The sequence below is a fragment of the Saccharothrix longispora genome, assembly GCF_030852425.1.
Taxonomy (GTDB): domain Bacteria; phylum Actinomycetota; class Actinomycetes; order Mycobacteriales; family Pseudonocardiaceae; genus Actinosynnema; species Actinosynnema longispora.
In genome coordinates this window covers 136713-157569 of sequence record NZ_NSDM01000014.1, presented here as the reverse complement: position 1 = coordinate 157569, position 20857 = coordinate 136713, and the positions used below count along the sequence as shown (strand labels likewise).

14 protein-coding genes and 2 pseudogenes are annotated in these 20857 nt (G+C 70.1%); 9 read left to right on the top strand and 7 right to left on the bottom strand.

Annotation, left to right across the window (positions count from 1 at the left end; translation table 11 throughout):
• Positions 1-65: 65 nt before the first annotated feature.
• Positions 66-803 carry a hypothetical protein gene (locus CKY47_RS29365; protein WP_306749566.1) on the bottom strand — a complete coding sequence of 246 codons (738 nt, stop codon included), beginning with the start codon at positions 801-803 and terminating at the stop codon, positions 66-68.
• Here CKY47_RS29365 and CKY47_RS37030 point away from each other — a divergent pair.
• Positions 692-1336 (top strand): annotated as a pseudogene (locus CKY47_RS37030) (transposase); the annotation flags it as partial. The gene CKY47_RS29365 and the pseudogene CKY47_RS37030 overlap by 112 nt on opposite strands.
• A gap of 892 nt (positions 1337-2228) precedes the next feature.
• Positions 2229-5546, top strand: coding sequence for a hypothetical protein (locus CKY47_RS29360; protein ID WP_306749565.1), 3318 nt, complete (start codon positions 2229-2231; stop codon positions 5544-5546).
• On the opposite strand, the gene CKY47_RS29355 is transcribed toward CKY47_RS29360, so the two are convergent.
• Together CKY47_RS29355 and CKY47_RS29350 are read right to left on the bottom strand one after the other, a co-directional pair.
• Positions 5495-6424: an integrase core domain-containing protein gene (locus CKY47_RS29355; protein ID WP_306749564.1), complete on the bottom strand. Its 930-nt coding sequence runs from the start codon at positions 6422-6424 to the stop codon at positions 5495-5497. The genes CKY47_RS29360 and CKY47_RS29355 overlap by 52 nt on opposite strands.
• Positions 6425-6570: 146 nt before the next feature.
• The gene (locus CKY47_RS29350; RefSeq protein WP_306749563.1) at positions 6571-6777 is read right to left on the bottom strand and encodes a hypothetical protein; all 207 of its coding nucleotides are present in this window, start codon (positions 6775-6777) and stop codon (positions 6571-6573) included.
• Here CKY47_RS29350 and CKY47_RS29345 point away from each other — a divergent pair.
• The gene (locus tag CKY47_RS29345; protein WP_306749562.1) at positions 6731-7039 is read left to right on the top strand and encodes an ATP dependent DNA ligase; all 309 of its coding nucleotides are present in this window, start codon (positions 6731-6733) and stop codon (positions 7037-7039) included. The two genes, CKY47_RS29350 and CKY47_RS29345, sit on opposite strands and share 47 nt — an antisense overlap.
• Positions 7040-7679: 640 nt before the next feature.
• On the opposite strand, the gene CKY47_RS29340 is transcribed toward CKY47_RS29345, so the two are convergent.
• Together CKY47_RS29340 and CKY47_RS29335 are read right to left on the bottom strand one after the other, a co-directional pair.
• A complete protein-coding gene (locus tag CKY47_RS29340; protein WP_306749561.1) occupies positions 7680-8312 on the bottom strand; it encodes a nitroreductase family protein in 633 nt (210 codons plus the stop codon).
• A gap of 22 nt (positions 8313-8334) precedes the next feature.
• Positions 8335-8727, bottom strand: a complete 393-nt coding sequence (locus tag CKY47_RS29335) for a MerR family transcriptional regulator (RefSeq protein ID WP_306749560.1) — start codon at positions 8725-8727, stop codon at positions 8335-8337.
• A 429-nt stretch (positions 8728-9156) separates the two neighbouring features.
• Between CKY47_RS29335 and CKY47_RS29330 the strand changes: the two genes are divergently transcribed.
• The 4 genes and pseudogenes from CKY47_RS29330 (at position 9157) to CKY47_RS29315 (ending at position 13326) form a co-directional block, all read left to right on the top strand.
• On the top strand, positions 9157-10710 hold the full coding sequence (locus tag CKY47_RS29330) for an MFS transporter (RefSeq protein ID WP_306749559.1): 1554 nt from the start codon (positions 9157-9159) through the stop codon (positions 10708-10710).
• A gap of 2 nt (positions 10711-10712) precedes the next feature.
• Positions 10713-12050 carry an NtaA/DmoA family FMN-dependent monooxygenase gene (locus CKY47_RS29325; protein ID WP_306749626.1) on the top strand — a complete coding sequence of 446 codons (1338 nt, stop codon included), beginning with the start codon at positions 10713-10715 and terminating at the stop codon, positions 12048-12050.
• 152 nt (positions 12051-12202) lie between these two features.
• Positions 12203-12973, top strand: a pseudogene (locus CKY47_RS29320) (NADPH-dependent F420 reductase); the annotation flags it as partial.
• 38 nt (positions 12974-13011) lie between these two features.
• Entirely contained in the window at positions 13012-13326 is a 315-nt protein-coding gene (locus tag CKY47_RS29315) for a hypothetical protein (RefSeq protein ID WP_306749558.1), read from the top strand.
• A gap of 145 nt (positions 13327-13471) precedes the next feature.
• On the opposite strand, the gene CKY47_RS29310 is transcribed toward CKY47_RS29315, so the two are convergent.
• A complete protein-coding gene (locus CKY47_RS29310; protein WP_306749557.1) occupies positions 13472-14209 on the bottom strand; it encodes an IS5 family transposase in 738 nt (245 codons plus the stop codon).
• 131 nt (positions 14210-14340) lie between these two features.
• Complete coding sequence (locus tag CKY47_RS29305; RefSeq protein WP_306749556.1) at positions 14341-15804, bottom strand: NF041680 family putative transposase; 1464 nt, start codon at positions 15802-15804, stop codon at positions 14341-14343.
• A 60-nt stretch (positions 15805-15864) separates the two neighbouring features.
• Between CKY47_RS29305 and CKY47_RS29300 the strand changes: the two genes are divergently transcribed.
• Both CKY47_RS29300 and CKY47_RS29295 read left to right on the top strand, forming a co-directional pair.
• Positions 15865-17916 (top strand): glycoside hydrolase family 3 N-terminal domain-containing protein, encoded by a 2052-nt coding sequence (locus tag CKY47_RS29300; protein ID WP_306749555.1) that lies wholly within the window; start codon positions 15865-15867, stop codon positions 17914-17916.
• A 308-nt stretch (positions 17917-18224) separates the two neighbouring features.
• Entirely contained in the window at positions 18225-20162 is a 1938-nt protein-coding gene (locus tag CKY47_RS29295; RefSeq protein ID WP_306749554.1) for an FAD-dependent oxidoreductase, read from the top strand.
• Positions 20163-20857 lie beyond the last annotated feature (695 nt).

The window sequence follows — 20857 nt, the reverse complement described above, 5'->3', positions numbered from 1 at the left end:
TGGCCGGGCGGCGACCACGACAAGCAGTCGACCCGCCCGGCCGTGCCGGTGTGGATCATGCCCGTCTACCGGATCGCCGAGCAGTTCCGCGTCCAGCCGGACACGGTCGACGTGGTGATCGTCGATGAGGCGTCCCAGGCGGGACTGGAGGCGACGTTCCTCCAGTACCTCACACCCAAGATCGTGGTCATCGGTGATGACAAGCAGGTTCCCCCACGGCCGTGGGCACCGACCAGCAGCAGTTCCGCGTCGGCGAGGACGGCGTCGAACAGGGCGGGGAACGTCCCGTCGCGGTCGCGGATCGGGAACCGTGCGGGGCTGCCTGCGTCCTCGAGGTCCATGACGAGATTTCCGACGGCTTGGGTGACCCAGGACGCGGTGGGGTGTGCGGTGGCGCCGGGGACGCGGATTCGGCGGCCGGTGTGCTCGATGACCGCGAGTACGTGCAGTCGGGTGCCGTTCAACGTGTGGGTCTCGAAGAAGTCGCAGGCTGGGAGTGCGTCGGTCCGGGAGCGGAGGAAGGTCGCCCGGGTTGTCGGAGTGTGTTCGGGAGCCGGGTCGGTTCCGGCGTCTTTGAGGATCTGCCAGACGGTGGATGCTGCGACTGTGATGCCCAGTACGAGGAGTTCGCCGTGGATGCGGCGGTAGCCCCGGGCAGGATTCTCGTGCCAGGAGCGGAACCAGGAGCCGGATGGAGCGGATGGTCCGTGGTCGGCCGGGAGGGCCTTCACCCAAGGCCGCGTGGTTAGGGCGGTGGGCAGGCTGTCAAGAAGCAGATCAGGCGTGTCGTGGTGGTGGAGCAACGGAACCTCGAGTAGAAGCTGAGGTCTGTCAAGATCATCCTGCTGGTGAGGTCCTGTTGCGCGATCAGTGTGCCGACCCTTTGTCCGGGCCGGCCAGCGGCAATGCCGAAGGCGTTTTCGCACCCGGTCATCTGGGTGAGCTGACCCGTCATCTGCCCGCGAGCTCGTCGACGCCGTCGTGGAGGAAACCCTGGACCGGGGCGGCGCCTACCAGGCGCCTACCAGGCCATCCTCGCCCGCCTGGACTCCCACCAGGGGATGGTGGCACGCCGGCCCGGGCTCTGGTGCGGCACTGCCGGCAGCTCACCGAACGGATCGACGCCCTGCCGGCCGAGATCAGCACGCTTGTCGCGCGGCCGGCCTCGGCACTGCCGGGCATCCGCGGCTGCGGGCCGCTGACCGCGGCCAAGACCCTCGGCGAATCCGCCGACATCCGCCGATTCCGCTCCCGCGACGCCTACGCCCGCCACAACGGCACAGCACCACTACCCGTGTGGTCGTCCAACCGCGCCCGCCACCGACTCAGCCGCACCGGCAACCGCCAACCCGACGCCGCCCCGCACCGCATCGCCCTCACCCGAGCCGCTGCCACCCCGACGCCCGAGCCCTCCTCACCCGCCGACGAGCCGGCGGCGACGGTGGACTCGAAGCCCTCCGCGTGCTCAAACGACACCTCTCCGACGTCACATCTCGACGTCGGAGTCCACCGGACCGCCAGTGCACTGCCCAGGTACGAGGCCGCGCTTGCAGGCTCCGACAAGACCGTCGCCGTGCTGCACGAGCTCGGCGATGCCCGAGCCCCCGGTTCTCCGAGGCGTTCCGTTCCCGGATCTCGACGGCATTGTGACGAGGGACTCGGCACTCACTCGGGCTGCGGTGCCACCCACCACCACGGGCTTCGAACCGACAACGTCCTCGAACCCGGCGCCGTCGCCCCCGACGGCACCCGCACCACCTGCTCCCCCGGGTTCACCGGGTTTCACCTGACCGGTGACGGGTTCACCTCGATGGCGCAGTGCGGGCCGATCAGGCGGCGGCCGAACGGGCGACGCGCGGCGGGCGTTACCGGCAATCCCTCACACGGTCGAACGGTCCGCGCGGCGGCCACCTCCGCTGTGCGACAGGCGCGAGCCCTGGTATTGATCACGCTTGCTTGCGCCCCCGCGCCGACTGACCAGTATGGACGGACGGCGACCTCCCACCGATCCCGAACCGGAAGCGCTGCACGGCACCCGATCCAGAGGCCGTCGCGAGCCGTCGCCGCCAACTCCACTCCGGAGGCATCCCATGTCCACCGCACCCTCGTCCACACGCGCCGCAACCGACCTCGACAGCGGAGCCGATCTCAACAGCGGAGCCGTCCCGGCTCCCGGCACCGGTCCCGGCACGACGCCCGCAATCCCCCTGTACCGCAGACCGTTCACCGTGGTCTCCGACAGCGTGCTCGTCAGCGAACCCGTCACCGGCATCGACCTGGCGTTCACCGCTTCCGGGAAGCCCTCCTACTCGCTGAACGTGGTCGCCCCCTACCAGGACCCGGCCGGTGGGCTCAGGGCGTCCGTCGTGCTCGACGGGCGGGTGCGCACGCTGCGGCGCGACACCACGAGCGGCTACTGGGTGCTGGGACCGCCGGCGGCGGGCGACGCCTGGATCGGCGCCGTCGTGCTGCAACTGCCGGGCGGTCGGTTGTGGACGGTCGCGCAGGGCGCTTCGACCACGGCCTTCTTCCGGCACGACGGCGACGGGTTCGTCAAGGTGCACGAGGAGAAGGTCGGGTTGGTCGACCCGGTCGTGATCTACCCGCCCGCCGCCGGCCCGCGGTCGCCGTCGCTGTTCGGGGTGGACCCGCACGGCAACCTCGTCCGGTACGAGCACGCCGGGGGCGACAAGTGGAAGCGCTCCGGGTACGACTTCGGCGGCAAGCTCAAGAACAGGCGATACGTGGTCGTGCCGTTCGACGCCCGGTCGCTGGAGGTCGGCTACTGCGACGGGGCCGACCTCGTGCGCGTCGGGGTGGAGGGCGACAAGAAGCACTCGACGGACAAGACGCGCTTGCCCGAGGCGGACGCGGTCGCCTGGGGTGGCTTCGTGGACTGCGCGTCGAACACCGGGTACCTGTGCACCACCCCGAAGACGCGACGGCTGTACCAGTTCGTGGGCGGCCGGTGGGCCGACCTCGGGATCACCGCGTACGCCGTCACCACCACCATGGACGGGGCGGGGCTGCTGAGAGCCTACGTGGACAGCAGCGACCTGTCGCTGCTCAGGCAGACGGGGTGGGACGCCGACGGCCCGGTGTGGACCGCCGGCGCGGACGGCGCGCCGGTCGCCGTGCCCCTCGGCAAGTCGAACCGCACCCTGTTCCCCGACCCGCTGCACCAGGGGGCGTCGGTGTTCTTCGCCCTGGAGCCGAGTAACTTCCTGGTGCTCCTGGGCCAAGACCCGGATACGGGGCAGTGGCGCCGCGAGACCGTGCGGTTGGCGGACACCTACTCCGCGCGGACCCGGCGCTGGCGCACCCGGGTCACCGTCCGCGACGCCGCCGGCACACCGGTCGCGAACCACCCGGTGCGGGTGCGCACGACGAGCACGGCCGAGGTGACCATCGGCTCCCGGACAGCGCGGCTGGGGCCGCGCAGAGACGAAGTCCTGATCGCGCGCACCGACCGGTTCGGCGCGCTGACCGCGTCCACCCGGGCCCACAGCCTCACCCCGCCCGCGATCCTGGTCACCGGCGACGGCCTGCCCGAGGGCGCGCAGATCCACCCGGAGCACGGGATTCGCGACTACCTGTCGGGCCTCGCGCCGCTGGCGGACCGCGGTCTGCTCACTGCGGAGGCGTTGCGCGCCGCCAAGGTCGACGGCACACCCCTGGTGCCGAGCACGACCTGGTCGGCGTCCCTGACACCGCAACTGGCCGTGGCACACCTGCGCGACCTCATGGCGCTGGGCAACCCGAGCATGCCCCGCCCCACGTCGTCGTGGGTGCTGGAGACCGGCGCGGGCGGCGAGGTGTCGCTGCGCCGGGTCGACACCGTGCCGGAAAGCTTCCTCGGCGACCTGGGGCGGCGCTTCGGCGACGTGGTGAGCGGTCTGCTCGCCGGTGTCACCGACGTGGCGCGGCTGACGCTGAACGCGGCCGACGGCACGGTCTCGCTCGGCCTGCGGATCGCCGGGAAGGTCGTGGACCTCGGCCGGTTCGCGGTCGTGACCGCCTCGGACGCCGTGGACCTGTTCCTGAGCGCGATGCGGGCGCTGGGCGCGCTCACCGCCCGGGTGATCGACTGGCTGGTCCACCGGTTCCCGTTCGCCGACATCTGGGCCACCGCCCACGCCGTCGAGGGCGTGCTCGACCGGACGCCCACCGAGGTCGTCGCCCAACTGCAGCGGGTCAGGGCCGTCGCGCTCCAGCGGATGACCGACTTCGCCCGGACCGACCTCGCCGGCCAGTTCGACCGGCTCATCGGGAAGGTGCGCGGCAGCACGGTCGGTGACGTGAAGGGGTCCGGGCACGACCCCGTGCCGCCGGTCGTCGGCAGCGGCGGGGAGCGGGTGGGAGCCGTCACCGACACCCTCGACCTGAGGACGTCGGTGCCTGCGCACTTCCTGTTCGACCGCGTCCAGGGAGCCGAGGGCGAACTGGGCGCGCGACTGCTCGCCGAGGTGCCGGACGGCACCGGTGACCTGCGGAAGGCCGTCGACTCCGCGATCGCGGCGGTCACCGGGCAGCTGTCCCGCTTCCACGACGCCGGCCGGGCCTTCGCCGACGCGGTGGCGGGCGAGCTGGACGGCACCGGCGGCAGCCTGGAGCAGGTCACGCTCACCGCGCTGCTGACGGCGCTGCGAGAGCTGGCCCTGACCCTGGTGGAGATCGCGAAGGCGCTGATCGACGCGTTGATCGACGTCCTGGTGAAGCTGGGCGGCATCGCCGCCGGGCTGCTCGCCGCCAAGGTCGACATCGCGCCGGTCCGGGACGTGGTGACGTGGATCGCGGACGAGGCGGGGGTGCCGGTCGAACAGCGCGGCCCGGTCACCCTCAAGACCCTGGTCGGGCTGCTGGTCGCCTTCCCCGCCGTGGTCGCGCGGCACGCCCTCGGCGGTACGCCCGACCAGGCGCAGCCCGACCGACCGGAGGCGACGGCGTCACCGGTGACGGGCAAGGCGCTCGACCTCGCGGCGACGGTGGTGGCGACCGCCCTGGAGTTCGGCAGCGACCTGCTGCCACCACCCACGACCCCCGTGGACAAGGCCGTGACGAGCACGATCAGCGCTCTGCTGCTGGGGAACACGGCGTTGTCGCTCGGCCTGGCCTGGCCGTTCACCGCGTCCCCGACCGACGCGCCCGGCGACGTCCCCACCGACGCGCCCGACGACACCGCGGCCGGCCTGGCGATCGCGAAGTGGTCGGTCGAGGGCCTCTCGTGGCTGGTCGACGCGCTCACGATGTACGCGAGCAGCAAGCGGGGCAACGTACTGCTGGTAGCCAAGCTGGAGGACGTGTACGGGGTGTGGCTCGACACCGCCGCCGGCCTCGGCTCCCTCGCCCTCGGTGTGGCCGAGTGCGCGGCCCGGCCGTCGGCGTCCTGCGCGCGGTGGGTCAACAGCGCCGTCGCCCCGGTCCCGGTGGTCCTCGCGTTCCTGCGCTCCCCACTGTTCCGGGAGGAGATGCTCGCGGTCAAGGTCGGCGCCAGCTACGCCGCCGGTGTCGCGACGGTCGTCACCCGGGTCCTGGTGGACGACTGAGCCGTCACCGGCGGGTTCGGGTTCGGTCGGTGTGGGCGGTTCCCTCCGGGCCGCCCGCGCCGGGCGGCATGACGCACGGAAGACGTTGTCGCGCACTGCCGACGACCCTGTACCGCTCGAAAAGTCATCGCTGCTGGTCGAGCTGCGTGTCTGTACTCGTTGATGAGGCCGCCGAGGATGCGGGTGCGGTGCACTCTGTGGGTGTCGAGATTGTGAACCGCGGCGGGGTGTTGTTGGGTCTCGGGTGGTAGTTGGTCTCGGCCCTGGTGGGGGCGGTGTCGGTTGTAGTGGTCCTCGTAGGTCGTGAGGACCTGACGTGGGTGGCTCTCTCCCAGGACCAGGATGTGGTCGAGGAGTTCGCGTCGGAGGGTGCGGATGACCCTTTCGCAGTGGGCGTTCATCCGGGGCGCCTGTGGCGCGGTGGTGATGACGCGTAGATCATCGGACTGGAAGACGGCGTTGAGCGCCTGGCCGTACTTGTCGTCGCGGTCGCGTGGCAGGAATCGGAGCGACTCCGTCCGGTGTCCGAGGTCGGCGGTGAGGTTCCTGGCCTGTTGCGTGGTCCATGCCTGGGTCGGGTGGGCGGTGACGCCGGTGATGTGCAGGCGTCGGGTGTCGTGTTCGAGGAACGCGAGCGCGTACAGGCGTGTGCCGAGCACGGTGTCGAGGTGGAGGAAGTCCGCCGCGATGGTGCCCTGGGCCTGGGCGGTGAGGAACTGTCGCCAGGTCGGGCCACCACGACGTGGTGCCGGGTCGATGCCCGCGTCGTGCAGAATCCGCCAGACCGTCGAGCAGGCGACGCGGTGGCCGAGTCGGGCCAGCTCGCCCTGGATCCGCCGGTGACCCCATCGTGGGTTCTCCCTGGCGAGCCGCAGCACGAGCGTCTTTACCGCCGCTCGGGTTGGTGGGCGTCCGGTGCGTCGGCGCGCGGAGTGGTCCCACTTGGGGGCTATGAGTTTGCGGTGCCCGGCGAGCAGGGTGCCCGGCGTGACCGGGAAGACCTCGCGCCACCGGCGACGATCCATCAGCGCGGACAGGGCGCGGACAGGGCGGCGAACCAGAGCCGGTCCGCGGGCTCGTGGCGGACTGGACTGGCGAGTTGCCGACGGAGTACGGCGTTCTCGTGGCGCAGGACGAGCAGTTCGGCGTCCTTCGCCGCTTGACTGCGCAGCAACACCGTCGGGATGGACAGCAGCTTCCGTGGCACCTTGTATGGCAGGGACACGATCACCCGGCCATGCTCCCAAAGACGACGGTGCCCTCGCTCTACCAGCAGCGATGACTTCCGAGCGGCACACGTTCCACCAGCCCGTTCGCCGCGCCGATCCCGCGCGAGTACGCCGCGATGCCAGTGGGTCGATCCCGTTCTTGTCAGCGACGTCGAGTTCCGCCAGTGGACCGCCGACCGGCGTCTTCAACACCCTTCCTGGAGTGGCTTTCGATGGGACCTCAGCCCTCAAGACGTCCGCCGCCCAGACATCGGTCCGACCTGACGGACGTGCCGAGCTTTCAGCTCGTCGAGTGCACGGTGCTCTCGATGTCCGGAGTATCCGGAATCCAAGGGTGGTGTCTCTGAGAGTGGCGACCCGATCGTATACAACCCCAACGGGCTAGTGAGGCGGCAGTGCCGACAGTCCAGGGCAGGAAGGCCCGCTTTCCTCGCTCAGTGTGAACGCTTGTCAGGCGCGGGCACCACCCGTTGCCGCAGTCAGGTCTTGGGCTATCGACGGAATACGCTGAGCAGCGGATTCGGCGATAGAAATTGACCCCGTTTCCGCGTTACCGTTGATCGTTTCCCGCATGGATGCCTGCCTATGGACGGTCAGCGGCTACGTCCGGACTGCGGTTGGTGGTGTTGTCGAGGGCGTCGAGTTGTTGTTGGACCCGTCGGGCGTCGGTGTCACGGCCTTGTTCCCGGTACAGCTCCAGCGCCTCCCGCCACACCGCGCCGGCCTGCTCGTAGTGTTCGAGCGCGGCGTGGACGGGTCGTAGATCCCGGTCAGCGGCCCGGCGAGCATCTCCAGCGCGATGCCGGATAGCACCTGCCCCGTCCGGTTTGCTCAGCTCCTAGCGTGCAAGCCGCCGGCGTGTGCGTGCCGCGAGGCCGGCCAGTGATGGCCTACAAGACAGGCCTCAGATCCATCGGATGACCTCGTCCGGGTCGGGGCGCCCGGCCGGGCGGAAATCCGTGCCCTTCGTGTACGCGACCGGCGTGAGCACGGCCTGCGCGACCGTTTCGTAGTCGAGTCCCAGGATGTCGGCCACGTCGCGTTCGCGGGCGAGGTGCATCGATGTCCACGCGGTGCCCAGCGCGCGGGCGCGGGCGGCCAGCATGAAGCTCCACGTGGCCGGGATGACGTTGCTCATGCCGGCGACCGCCCACTGCCGGTTGGGGCCTTCGTTGCAGGCCAGCACCAGTACCGGTGCGTCGCCCATGTGCTCGCCCAGGTAGTCGGCGGAGCTTGCCACCCGCTGCTGTACGGCGTCGCGGGCGTCGTCACCGGTGGGCTTGCCGGGATATCCCGGGGAGGCTTTGTATCCGGCGTACACCTCGCGGTAGACGTCTCCGACCGCCCGGCGTTTCGCCTCGTCGCGGATCACGACGAACCGCATGGTCACGATGTTCGAGCCCGACGGCGCCTGCAGGGCCATCGCCACGCACTCGCGGATCGCGTCGTCGGGCACCGGACGGGTGAAGTCGAGGCGCTTGCGGACCGCCCGCGTGGTGGAGAGCAGCTGGTCCGGGTCGAGATCGAGCAAGGTCATTCGGCCACCCCAGGGTCGAGGTTCATTGCGGTAGGCGGGTCTCGGTCGTGGCGGCGAGGGAGCGGTCCATGGCCGCGATGTACTGGGTGAGGGCGTGGCAGTGGTGCTCCAGCAGGGCGATGCGCTCGGTCATCCGGTCGCGCTCACGCGCGAGCATCTCGCGCAGCTCGGGGTCGGGATCGGCGACAACGATCTCCTGGGGCTGGTTGAGGCACGGCAGCATGTCGCCGATGATGCGCGTGGGGATGCCGGAGTCGAGCAGGCCGCGGATCTTCTTCACCCGATCCACCAGGTATTCGTCGTACTCGCGGTAGCCGTTCTGCTGCCGCCGCGGCGTGATGAGCCCTTGCTCTTCGTAGTAGCGCAGCATGCGCGGCGGGACCTCGGTGCGTTTCGCCAGTTCACCGATCTTCATGACCACCTCCTCGGCACCTGCCCAACGTTACAGTGATGTCAAGGTTGACGGGGTGTGAGTGACCTCTCGTCGCTCAGAATTGACATTCACATGATGTGAAGGTTGCACGATGGTCGCATGTCTCGGACCGGCAACCTCCCACAATGCCGCCCGCAAAACGTGCCACCGCGGACGATGCGGCGTACCCCTGTGGGCTTCGCGACGGGGCGCTGCGGTCACCGCCGCGAAGATTGTCGGCTATTCGGGAAGCGGCGCCATCCTCGTAGGCGATTGCGGGTCGGTGATCACCTGGGCCCGACCGCCACCCACCCGGTTGTCCTTCGGGCGCCGACTTGTCCGGCCCGGACCTGACCCCTGAGCGCCGATGACGCGCGCACGTCGCACCGCTTGATCCTCCTCTTCCGGCTTCCTGAGACAGCGAGCACGCACATGAGCACCCCACCAGAATTCGACGTCGCCGCTCCGGCACCGACGGTCCCCTCCGACGACCGGCTCCCGCCGGGCGTCGCCCTGGTCATCGGGATCCTGATCGTCTCGACGTTCATCGTCTTCCTCAACGAGTTGCTTCTGGGAGTCGCGCTCCCGACGCTGATCGCCGACTTCGGGGTCACCCCGAGCACCGGGCAGTGGGTCACGACCGGCTTCCTGCTGACCATGGCCGTGCTGATCCCGGCCAGCAGTTTCGTGATGCGACGGTTCCCCATGCGAACGGTCTTCCTGGTCGCGCTGTCGCTGTTCATCGTCGGGACGACACTCGCCGCAATCGCGCCGACGTTCGGCGTCCTGGTGACCGGCCGGATCATCCAGGCCTCCGGCACCGCCGTCTTCCTGCCCCTGTTGATGACCACGACCATGCGCCTGGTCCCCGTCGCTCGCCGAGGCCAGATGATGGCGATCACCACGGCCGTCCCGGCCGTGGCGCCGGCGGTCGGGCCGGCACTGTCAGGTCTCGTGCTGTCCACACTGAGCTGGCGCTGGCTGTTCATCCTGATGCTGCCGTTCGCGGTTGCTGTGCTGGCGCTGGGCGCGTGGAAGTTGCGCAACACCACCACCCCGGAGCCGGTGACCCTGGACCTGCTGTCGCTGCTGCTGTCCGCGCTCGGGTTCGGTGGCCTGGTCTACGGACTCTCCCTGATCGGCGAGGCGTCCTCCGGGCACACCTCCATCTCGCCGTACCTGCCGATCACCGTGGGCCTGGTGGGCCTGGTGGCGTTCGTCCTCCGACAGATTCCCCTGCAGCGTCGCGACAGCGCGTTCCTGGACATGCGGATCTTCCTCCGGAGGTCGTTCACCGCACCTCTGCTGGTGATGCTCTTCGTCGCGGGCAACGGGATCGGACTGCTGGTCGTGCTCCCGCTGGTGCTGACCCACGTCACCGGCCTGAGCGCCCTGCAGCTCGGCCTCTTCCTGATCCCCGGCGGGGCCGCGATCTCGATCGTTGCGGCTGCGAGCGGCCGGGCGTACGACCGCTTCGGCCCACGCCCGTTGATGATCCCCGCCGCGATCGTCTGGCTGGCCGTCCTGTGGTTCCTCAGCCAGGTCGACGAGAGTACGAGCGTGGTCACGCTGATCGTCGCGTGGCTGGTGTTCACCAGTGCGCAGTCCGCGATGTGGGCGACGCTGACGACGAGTGCGATGGGCGGCCTGCGCCCCGAGCTCTACCCGCACGGCGCCTCGGCCTTCGCCACCGCCCAGCAGCTCGCCGGTGCCGCCTTCGGCGCGGTGTTCATCTCGGCCTACACCATCGGTTCCGCTGCCCGCGAAGCCGGCGTGCTCGACACGGCCCAAGCCACGTCCGCCGCGAACGCCGCCTTCCTGACCGCCTTTGCCATCGGCCTGGTCGTGCTGGTAGGCGCCTTCTTCGTCCGTCGGACACCGAGTCCCGCCGCCGACGTGACGGACGCAGCCGTGCCGGTCAGCGGCGAGGCGGTGGCTGAGGCACCGGCCACCGACGCAGCGGTCGGCGAGACGGCGGCCCGGTGACCATGACGGACAAGCAACTCGTCCTCGGTATGGGGCTGATCGACGGATACGGTGGCCTGCACGGCGCCTGGCGTGCCCCGCACGTGGACCCCGGCACCTACGCCGACGTCGACGCCACGGTGCGCCACGCGAGAGCCGCCGAGCGCGGCAAGTTCGCATTCCTCTTCACGCCCGACTTCCCCGCCGTGCGCGGCGACGTCGAGCACTCCACGATCAGCAACCTCATGGACCCGCTGATCCAGCTGGCCGCCGTCGCGCGGGAGACGACGAACATCGGCTTCGTCGCCACCGGGTCGACGACCTTCCAGGAGCCGTTCAACACGGCACGCCAGTTCAAGGCCCTCGACGTCCTGAGCCACGGTCGCGCCGGCTGGAATGCCGTCACGACGAGCGATCCCGCCGTCGCGGCCAACTACGGCAGGCCCGTCGCCGACCGCGACGAGCGTTACCAGCGCGCCCACGAGGCCATCCAGATCGTCCAGGCGCTGTGGGGCAGCTGGCAGAAGGACGCGTGGGTCAAGGACCAGGCAGCGGGCCGTTTCATCGACCCGTCGAAGCTGCGACCGGTCAACCTGCAAGGCGAGTACCTCGCTTCGCGAGGCCCTCTCGGGATCCCCCCGTCGGAGCAGGGCCAGCCCGTCGTCTTCACCGCCGGCGGCCCCAGCCCGCACCTGTTGTCGATCGCGGGCCGCTACGCCAGCGGCTTCATCGCCGAGGTGTGGACGATCGAGCAGGCGCGCGCCCAGCGCGAACTCGTGCGCAACGCGGCACGCGAAGCCGGCCGCGACCCCGACGAGATCAAGTACATCCCCGGCATCATGACCACCGTCGCGCCGACCGTGCGCGCAGGCCTCGACCGGCGCCTGAGGTATGCCGGCGACGTCATCGAGGCCCGCCTGCCCCACCTCGGCGCGATGCTCGGCATCCGGATCCACCCGGACCAGATCGACGAGCCCCTCACACCGGAGCAACTGGCCACCGCGCACGCCTCACCGAGGGACCCCCGCTCGTCGAACGCTCTCGCGGTGGCACGCCAGGGGTGGTCCCCGCGCGATGTCCTTGCCCATGGAGTGATCGACTTCCACCCCACGGTCGTGGGCCCAGGGAAGCTGCACGCCGACCACCTGCAGGAGTGGTTCGAGGCGGGAGCCGCCGACGGCTTCTGGGTGACGCCCGACATCTACGAGGACGGCGTCGAAGCCTTCGTCGACGAGGTCGTGCCGATCCTGCAGCAACGCGGCATCTACCCCACCGAGTACCTGGGCACGACCCTGCGCGCGAACCTCGGCGTGCCCCACCAGTACGGACTCGACCCACGCATCACCGGCGCCGAGCAGTGACCGGACTCAGGTGATTGCCGCAAGTAATGAGACGACCGTTTGCGTGCTGCGCCCGAGCCAACCAGATTCCCCGCGGTTCTCGCTGATCGCCCTGGTCGTGGGGGCGTGAAGACGAAGAACCGCAGAGCACCGCGCACACGAACGACACGCAGCACATCACTCAGGAGGAGAACTTCATGAAGATCGGCATCATGGGAGCCGGCAGCATCGGCAGCGTGCTGGCCCAACGGCTGAGCGCCCACGGCCACCACGTCAAGATCGCGAACTCGCGCGGGCCCGAGACGATCCCCGCCGACGTCCTCGCCACCGGCGCCCGGGCGGTGCCGGCGGCCGACGTCGCCGCGGACGTGGACGTCCTCATCACCTCGGTCCCCCTCATCCGGGTGCCCGACCTCAAGCCGCTGCTGACGGACCTGCCCGCTGACGCCGTCGTCATCGACACCTCGAACTACTACCCGGCCCGCGACGGGCACATCGCGGCCCTCGATCGCGGGCGGGTGGAAAGCCGCTGGGTCGAGGAGCACCTCGGCCGGCCCGTCGTCAAGGCGTGGAACGCCATCACGGCACAGTCCTTCGTTGCCTACGCGAACCCGAGCGGCACCCCCGGCCGGATCGCGATCCCCGTCGCCGCGGACGATGACGACGACCGGGCCCTGGGCATGTCGCTGGTCGAGCAGACGGGCTTCGAGGGCTTCGACGCCGGCACCATCACCGACTCGTGGCGCCAGCAGCCAGGCAGCCCCGTCTACTGCACCGACTTGACCGCCGAACAGATACCCGCCGCGCTCGGCAAGGCCATCGCCGAACGCTCCCCGAAACGCCGGGACCTGGCGATGCACATCATCGCCGAACTGATGGGCGACCCCACCAGCGACCTCGGCAAGGACTTCCTGGTCCGGGTCAACCGCCTCATCTACAACTGACCCACGCTCCGGCCTGCGCCCGGCCGGCCATCTCGAAGTTGCTCCGGTTCGAGCCGGCGGCGGAGAGCGCGGCTACCGCACTGCGGGTGTTCCACCGATACGCCCTGGTCGGCGAGGGCTGGTCCGCGGAGGGAGGCGCCTCGCCGCGGACCTTCTTCGTCGGAGCCTGCTTGCGCGCCTTTCCCACGGTCTACCGGAGATGGTGTGCCGAACAAGACAAAGAGGAGCCGTACGGGCTGGACGAGGCCGACGCGCCGCCTGCGGCCAGCTCGCTCAGGAAGTACCCCAACCACGCCGAGCAAATCGTCGCCGAGCACGCGACCCGGGACAAGCTCCGCAGCATCAGTAAGTAGCTGTTTCCGAGCTACCCGGGTTGGGTGAGTCGGCGGCTGGTGGTGCGGATCATGGACCAGCGGACCATGGCCTCGTGGTGGTGGCGTAGGTGTTCGTAGTCGCGGACGCAGCGGCGGTGTCCGGTGATCCAGGCCAAGGTCCGCTCTACCACCCATCTTCTGGGCAGCACGGTGAAGTACGGCAGTTGCGGGCGTTGGACAATCTCCACCAGCAGGCCGAAGTCCTGTGGGCCCAGTCGATCGGGGGGCCGGTGTAGCCGCCGTCGGCCCACACCAACGACACCCGCCTGCCTGCGGTGTCGCGCATCCGGCGCAGCAGGCTGCGGGCGGCGACCCGGTCCTGCGTCGACGCGGGGGTCACCAGGACGGCCAACAGCAGACCCGTGGTGTCCACGGCGATGTGGCGCTTGCGGCCTGCGACCTTCTTCCCGCCGTCCCGGCCGCGGGTCGCGCGGCCGACGGTCTCGGCGGCGCGCACCGACTGCGAGCCCATGATCGCCGCCGATGGCGCCGCTGCCCGGCCATCCGCCGGGCGGGCGCGGTCGCGCAACGCGTCGAGCAGCCGCTGCGACGCACCGACCTTCTCCCACGCGGCAAACCGCTTGTAGACCGTGGGCCACGGCGGGAAGTCCGCCGGCAGGGCACGCCACTTGATGCCGTTGTCGACCAGGTAGAGGATCGCGTCCACGATCACCCGTCGGCAGTGCTTCTCCCACCGCCCACCCCGACCGGCCAGGCACGCCGGATCGGGCAGCAGCGGGTCGATCTCGGCCCACTGTGCGTCGGTGACGTCGGTGGGATACCGGGCCGTCCGTCGAGTGGGCTGGTGGCACGCGGCCAGGCGACAGCACGGGGCACCCGCGGTGGAACCGCCCGCGGGCATCGGGCACGATAACAACGGAACTCCTGGCAGAGCGGCGCTTCGACAACGTCCGATCTACCAGGGGTTCCCTCGTCTGCGCACCAAAGGGCCTTCACCTGCTCAAGCTCGGAAACGGGCGCTCAGCTTGCCGTTTAAGCTGTTCGGCGGGGGTTGGTGCCCTTCTTGTGGTGGGCCGGTCGGGTGTATGCCTGGCCGGTGGCCAGGAGTAGGCCGACGTCGAAGCGTTGCGCGACAACACGGTTTTTCGACCCGGCAGGTCGTCCCGGGCCTGGCCGAACAGGTTTCGGTGCCGCTGCTGGGCGGGCGATCTTCGTGTGGAGATTCCGGAACCCGCGCCGGACCCGGGCCGGGGTGAGTTTGGCTGGTTCGGCGGGGCGTTCCCAGGGGTGGCGAAGGTCGGCCACCAGTGGGCGGGCCAGGCGCAGTTGGGCGTGGACGATCAGGATCAGCCAGGTCCACCTGTCGGCGGCGTCGGGGTCGCGTAGTCGGGGCCTGGTCCAGCCGAGGGTCTGCTTGAGCATGCGGAAGGTGTGCTCGATGTCGAAGCGCCGCAGGAACATCCGCCACCAGCGGTCGACCTCGGTCGTGTCGGCGTCGATGCCGGAGCACCATAACCAGACGGGTTTGTTCACCCCGCCGGAGGGCAGATGCTCCACCGTCAGGCGGATCACGGTGCCCTCGATGATCGGCAGTGGCGCGGTGTGGTCGATCCAGGCGTTGCGGCGGGTCAGTCGTGAGTGCAGCCGGTTCCAGGCCCGCGCGGTGGCGGTGCCGTAGAGGCGGGTGTCGGTGCGGGTCAGCACGTCCTCGGCGCCCCAGGTGGCCGGGTCGCCGAAGACGAACTCGCCGCCGTGCTTGGGAAAACGACCGCCCAGGGGGTTGTGGACCCGGGGTGGGGTCGGGCGGCGCAGCACCCGGTCCGACCGCATCCGTCCCAGCACCCGCACCGGCAGATCGGCCAATAGATACGCGATGCGCGGCGCGTCGTAACCGGCGTCGAGCACCACCAGGATTTCCGGATCGCCATGGCGCCACTGGCCGGCGGCGATCAGCCGTTCGACCACGCCGCGCAGCTGGGCGACGGTCATGGCGGCGGCGTCCGCGCCGGGCGGCAACCGGGCCGCGTCCGGCAACGCCGTCCACGACGTGCCGCCGGTCTCCAACGCGGCCACGAACGAGTACGGCCATCCCGGGATCATGCGGTGCTCGTTGTGTCCGCGGCCGTAGGTGTGGCAGAAGGAGCGGTCCGGGCAGGTGTTGCCGTCCGGACGCAGCCACGGCGGGACGTCCACCGCGAGCACCAGGCGACCGTCCGCCGCACGGGGCAGCGGCAGCCGGGCCAACGCGTCGCGTAACCGGTCGGTGTCGATCCGGCCGTTGTTGACCGCGTCGTACAGCCCGCCGTGCCCACGTCGGTGCTCGGGCGCCAGCGACAGGCCGACCAGCGTCCGCACCGGCCCGTCGGCGCACAGCACGGCGTCGGCCAGCTCGAACAGCCCGTCCGCCCGACGGGTCAGACACCTGTGGAACTCACGCCGGAACCCGGACAACTCCCCGAGTGCCGGTCCGGAGTCGAGATGGTGCACACTGATCACGCAGCCTTTGGTCGATCATCCTTCTGTCGCAAGAGTGATGATCGACCAAGGGCTGCTTCCATGATCAACCGGGGTGCACGTCACCCGTCCGGGACCTTAAACGGCAAGCTGAGCATGGCCGACGCCTCCGCCGGGCTGCGCGGCGAGACCGGCGTCACCGCGTTCCCCGTCCCGTTGGCCCAGGCCGCCACCTTCGACCCCGCCCTCGTCGGCCGGATGGCCTCGGCCATCGCCGCAGAGGGCAGGGGCAAGGGTTTCAACAACCTCTTCGCCCCCACCGCCGACATCACCCGCAGCTGGCACTTCGGCCGCCAGTCCGAAGGCTTCGGCGAGGACCCGAACCTGTCCGGCGCACTGGCCGCCGCCTCGACGACCGCCCTCCACCGGGGCAAGGTGCTGGCCACCCTCAAGCACTTCGCCGCCTACACCCAGGAGCTCGACCGGTTCGTCGTGGACGCCAAGGTCTCCGAACGAGCCCTGCACGAGGTCTATTACGCGCCGTTCCGCACCGCGATCGAAGCCACCCCGCTCACCTCGGTCATGATCTCCTACCCGAAGATCAACGGCACCTACGCCACCCAGAACCCGGCGTTGTTCGACGACCTCAAGCGCCTCATCGGCTTGCAGGGCTACACCGTGCCGGACTTCTGGGCCGGTGACGACCAGGTCGCCGCCGCCAAGGCAGGCATGGACCTCGCCGGGCTCGGACCCGGCGGCGTCAAGGTCACCGCCGACGAACTGGCCCGCAACGTCCCCGCGACGCGCATCGACGACGCCGCGCGCCGCATCCTGTCCGCCATGTTCGCCGCCGGCCTGTTCGACAACCCGCTGCCGGCTCCCGCGCCGGTCGTCACCACGCCCGCCAACCAGGCGCTGGCCCACGACCTCGCGGTGCACTCCACGGTCCTGCTGGCCAACCGCGGGGTGCTGCCCCTCGCCGCGTCGGTGAGGTCCGTCGCGGTCATCGGCGTCGCCGACACCGGCGCCATCACCGGCGTGTCCGGCTCCACCTACGTCGACCCCGGCACCTGGACCACCCCGCTCCAGGCCATCCGCGCCCGCGCCGGAAACACGGTCACGGTCACCACGTCGCCCGGCACCCTGGGCGACGTGCCGCTCCCGGTGGTCCCGGCCACCGCCCTGCCGGTCGGCCTGACCGGCACCTTCCACGCCGGGCCCACCCCCACCGGCGCCCCCGTCGCCACGCAGACCACCCCGACCCTCGACTTCGACCAGGCCCCCGTCACCGGACTCCCGGCGGTGTGGTCCGCCAGGTGGACCGGCACCCTCAACCCGACCACCACCGGCCTGCACCGCTTCTCCCTGCTCGCCTCCGGCACCGCCAAGCTCGTGATCGACGGGAAGACGATCATCTCCGGCACCCGGCACACGCGCCGGTTCTTCCTCGGCCCGTTCGACTACCCGCTCCAGGGCACGGCCCAGCTCACCGCCGGCCGCCGGGTGAGCATCACCATCGAGTACACCAACGCCACCGCCGAGTACGGCCAGAGCGCCCTCACCTTCGGGTGGCAGCCGAACTCGCTCATCCCCGCCGCGGCCACCGCGGCCCGCGACGCCAACGCCGCCGTCGTCGTGGTCAACCGCGTCGCCGGCGAGGACATGGACCACATCCTCATCGGCGGCGACGACCCGGACACCATCCACGGCTACGGCAGGACCATCACCGTGGGGGCGGGCGCGGGTCTGGCCGGAGCGGTGTTGATCGGCAACCTCAACGACACCACCTCCGGCGGCGGGGGTGATGACACCGTCCACGGCGACGCGCAGACCGTGAACCTCGGCCTCAGCGCACCGGTGACCGCCGAGACCTCCAACGGCACCACCACCGGCGACGGCACCATCTACGGCGACTGGGAGACCCTGAACTCCTCCTCGGGCGCCAAGGCGGTGACCAGCGGTCACCGCGACACCATCGACGCCGGACCGGGCGACGACGTCCTCTACGGCGATACCAAGAACGGGAACTTCATCGGCCTGGTCGTCGGCAACATCGACAACGTCGACGGCGGGATCGGCACCGACACCGCCGAAGCCCGTCCGAGCCTCGGCACCTGCACCAACATCGAGAACGAGGCGAACTGCGAACTGTGACCGCGGCGAACAAGTGCTGGACCGCGGTTCCCGGTCTCGCATCCTTCCAGGGTCCGTGATCGGCCGGCCTTCACCGCCTGCGGCCTGTTCACCGAGCACGCCTTCCCCCGGGCACCACCGAAGGCCCCGTCCACGTGTGGTCGTTGTCGTCAGCCGCCCGGCCGTATCCGGCACCGGAGCAACCCGCACTTCACGGGAACACGGCCACTGAGAATTCGCCAAGTCCTCCGGGGGCGACTCAAAAGGGGCAACCGAAACACTCGTTCCGGGTCTGTCAGCGCCTGTGTCGGCGGCCGGAGAATCAAGCAATGTCGCGAAAGGCTGACGCGAACGGTTCGCCCAGCGTCATAGTCGTGGGCGCGGGGATGTCCGGGTTGGCCGCCGCGCGGGCGCTGCGCGGATCCGGTCATGACGTGGTGGTGCTGGAGGGGCGTGACCGCGTCGGCGGGCGGATCCGGACCGACGAGCACGGGGTCGACCTCGGCGCGCACTGGATCCACGGCACGGACGGCAACCCGATCACCGAGTTGGTCGAGGACCTGGGCATCCCCTACAGCTACGTGGGCGGAGACAGCGCCTACACCGGGGGCTTCGACAGCCTGGACCTGTTCGGCGCGGACCAACGCCTGGCCAACCACCGCCACAAGAGCCGCACCCTGCAACTGGCCGACGAGGTGTTGCACGAGCTCGAGCAGCGGGCCGCGATCGCGCGCAAGGAGCAGCACCCGGACATCCCGCTCGGCGAGGCCCTGCGTCAGATCCTCGCCGAGTGCCGGTTCTCCCCCGAGGACGAGCAGGCGGTCCGCTACCACCTCAACGTGCTGCTGCGGGAGGACGTCGCCGAGGACCCCGACAAGCTGTCCCTGAAGTTCTGGGAGGAGGGCTACCTGGTCTACGGCTACGGCGACAGCGTCCTGCACCAGGGCTACCAGTCCGTGGTCGACGCCCTCGCCGAAGGGCTGGACGTCCGGCTGGGCCACGTGGTCACGCGGATCGACACCACCACCGGGCGGGTGCGCGTCACCACCGAGCGGGGCGGCTTCGATGCGGACAGGGTGCTGGTTACCGTGCCGCTCGGGGTCCTCAAGGCCGAGGTGGTGCGCTTCGAGCCTCCGCTGCCGGAGGCCAAGCGGTCGGCGATCGACCGGTTGGGCTTCGGCACCCTCAACAAGATCGCCCTGCACTACCGCGAACCGTTCTGGCCGCGTGATCAGTACGTCTTCGGCTACCTGTGCCGCGACACCGACCGCTATCCCACGGTCGTCATCAGCATGTGGAAGTCCCACGGCAAGCCGGTCCTGGTCCTGCTGCTCGGCGCCTCGCTCGGTCGCGAGGCGGAGACCTGGTCCGACGAGGACGTCGCCGCCTACGCCGGCGTCATCGTCGAGGACCTGTTCGGCGCCGACGCGCCCGCACCCGAGCACATCTCGCGCACCGCGTGGTCGGCCGACCCGTTCGCCCGGGGCTCGTACACCTGCATCGGAGTCGGCTCCTCGTCGAAGGACATCGGCACGCTGGCCGAGCCGGTCGGCGACCGGCTGTTCTTCGCCGGCGAGGGCACCAACCCCTACCACTGGGGCTGCGTGCACAGCGCCTACGAGTCCGGCCTGCGCGAAGCCGCGCGGATCAGCGGGGACACCACCCTCTACACCCCGCCGAGCGCCGGGACCTCCCGCCGCCAGTCGCGCAACACCGACCGCGTCCTGCGCTTCGCACGACTGCGGATGACGCACATCGACGAGCGTGACCTGGCCGAGCGGGTGGCGTGCCTGCGCGAGGGCGTCGACCCGCACGGGGTGCGGCTGTTCGCCTCACTGACGGACTCCGAACTGGAGACGCTCGCCTCGATGTTCGACGAGATCCCGTTCGCGGCGGGCGACGCGATCTGCCGCGAGGACGACGCCGCGCACGGGGTGTTCATCGTTGCCGGCGGCGAGGTCGAGGTCGACTTCGGCGGCATCTACGAACGCGCGGTCGTGGGTCGCGGCGCCGTGCTCGGCCATTACGACCTGTTCTTCAACGCCCGTACCACGTCGGTGACGGCGCTCGGTGACGACGTAACCCTGTTCTACCTGGACCACTACCGGTACCAGAGCTTCCTGCACGCCTTCCCCGACGTGCTGATGCTGATGATGTCGGACCTGGTCACGCGATGGGAGCAACTCGAGGGCACGCTCGGCTCCACGACACTGTCCGCCCCCCGGCGGAAGACCGGAGCGGCCCAGGTCGCGCTCGACGGTGCGTGACCGGCGGCGTGCCGGTGGCGGACCTCCGACGACGCGCAATGGGTATCGCTGAACCAGTGGGTCGTCCGCGCCTGCGAGGCCTGCGGGGCCGAAGGCGGCGTTGTAGCCCCTGACCTGGAACTTGGCCACCTCCCGTCCCACCTGATGAAGGACACGGTCCGTTTCGGCGGAGGGCAGTTCGAGTCGCGCGAGACCGACTCCCGGCGCCCGACGAGAACCGGTTAGGGCACGCCCACCGAGAGCAGGTGTCAGTCATCGAACGCGACGACATCCGGAGTGCGCACGCCGGCGCGTCGTGCGGCGGGGATGACCGCGGCCTCCTGGACCAATCGGGGAGAAATCGCTTCGTTCGCGGAATACGCAGTACCAGGCTGCCCCGGAGCAGAAAGGCCGATTGGCAGTCCCCGAGAAGATGGGCCGTACCTGTTCGGCGGTGGTCCCGTGCCGGGCGGCGGTGGAGGCCGGTGTCGATTTACTTGCCTCCTGTCCTTTATGGTCAAGCACGGTGACGTGATCCGCTCGTGCGTTCTTGCCCATTTCGGTCGTGCTGGAGGGCGAGCTGGCCGAAATCCCGGCCGCGGGAACGGCAAAACTTACGGGTTGTCCGTGCTCCCGGGGTGTCCGAGCTGCCGGTCCGGCTTTGACCCGGAACTGCGGTAACCCTGACCATTCAACCTCTGTGAAGGTGATTGCGG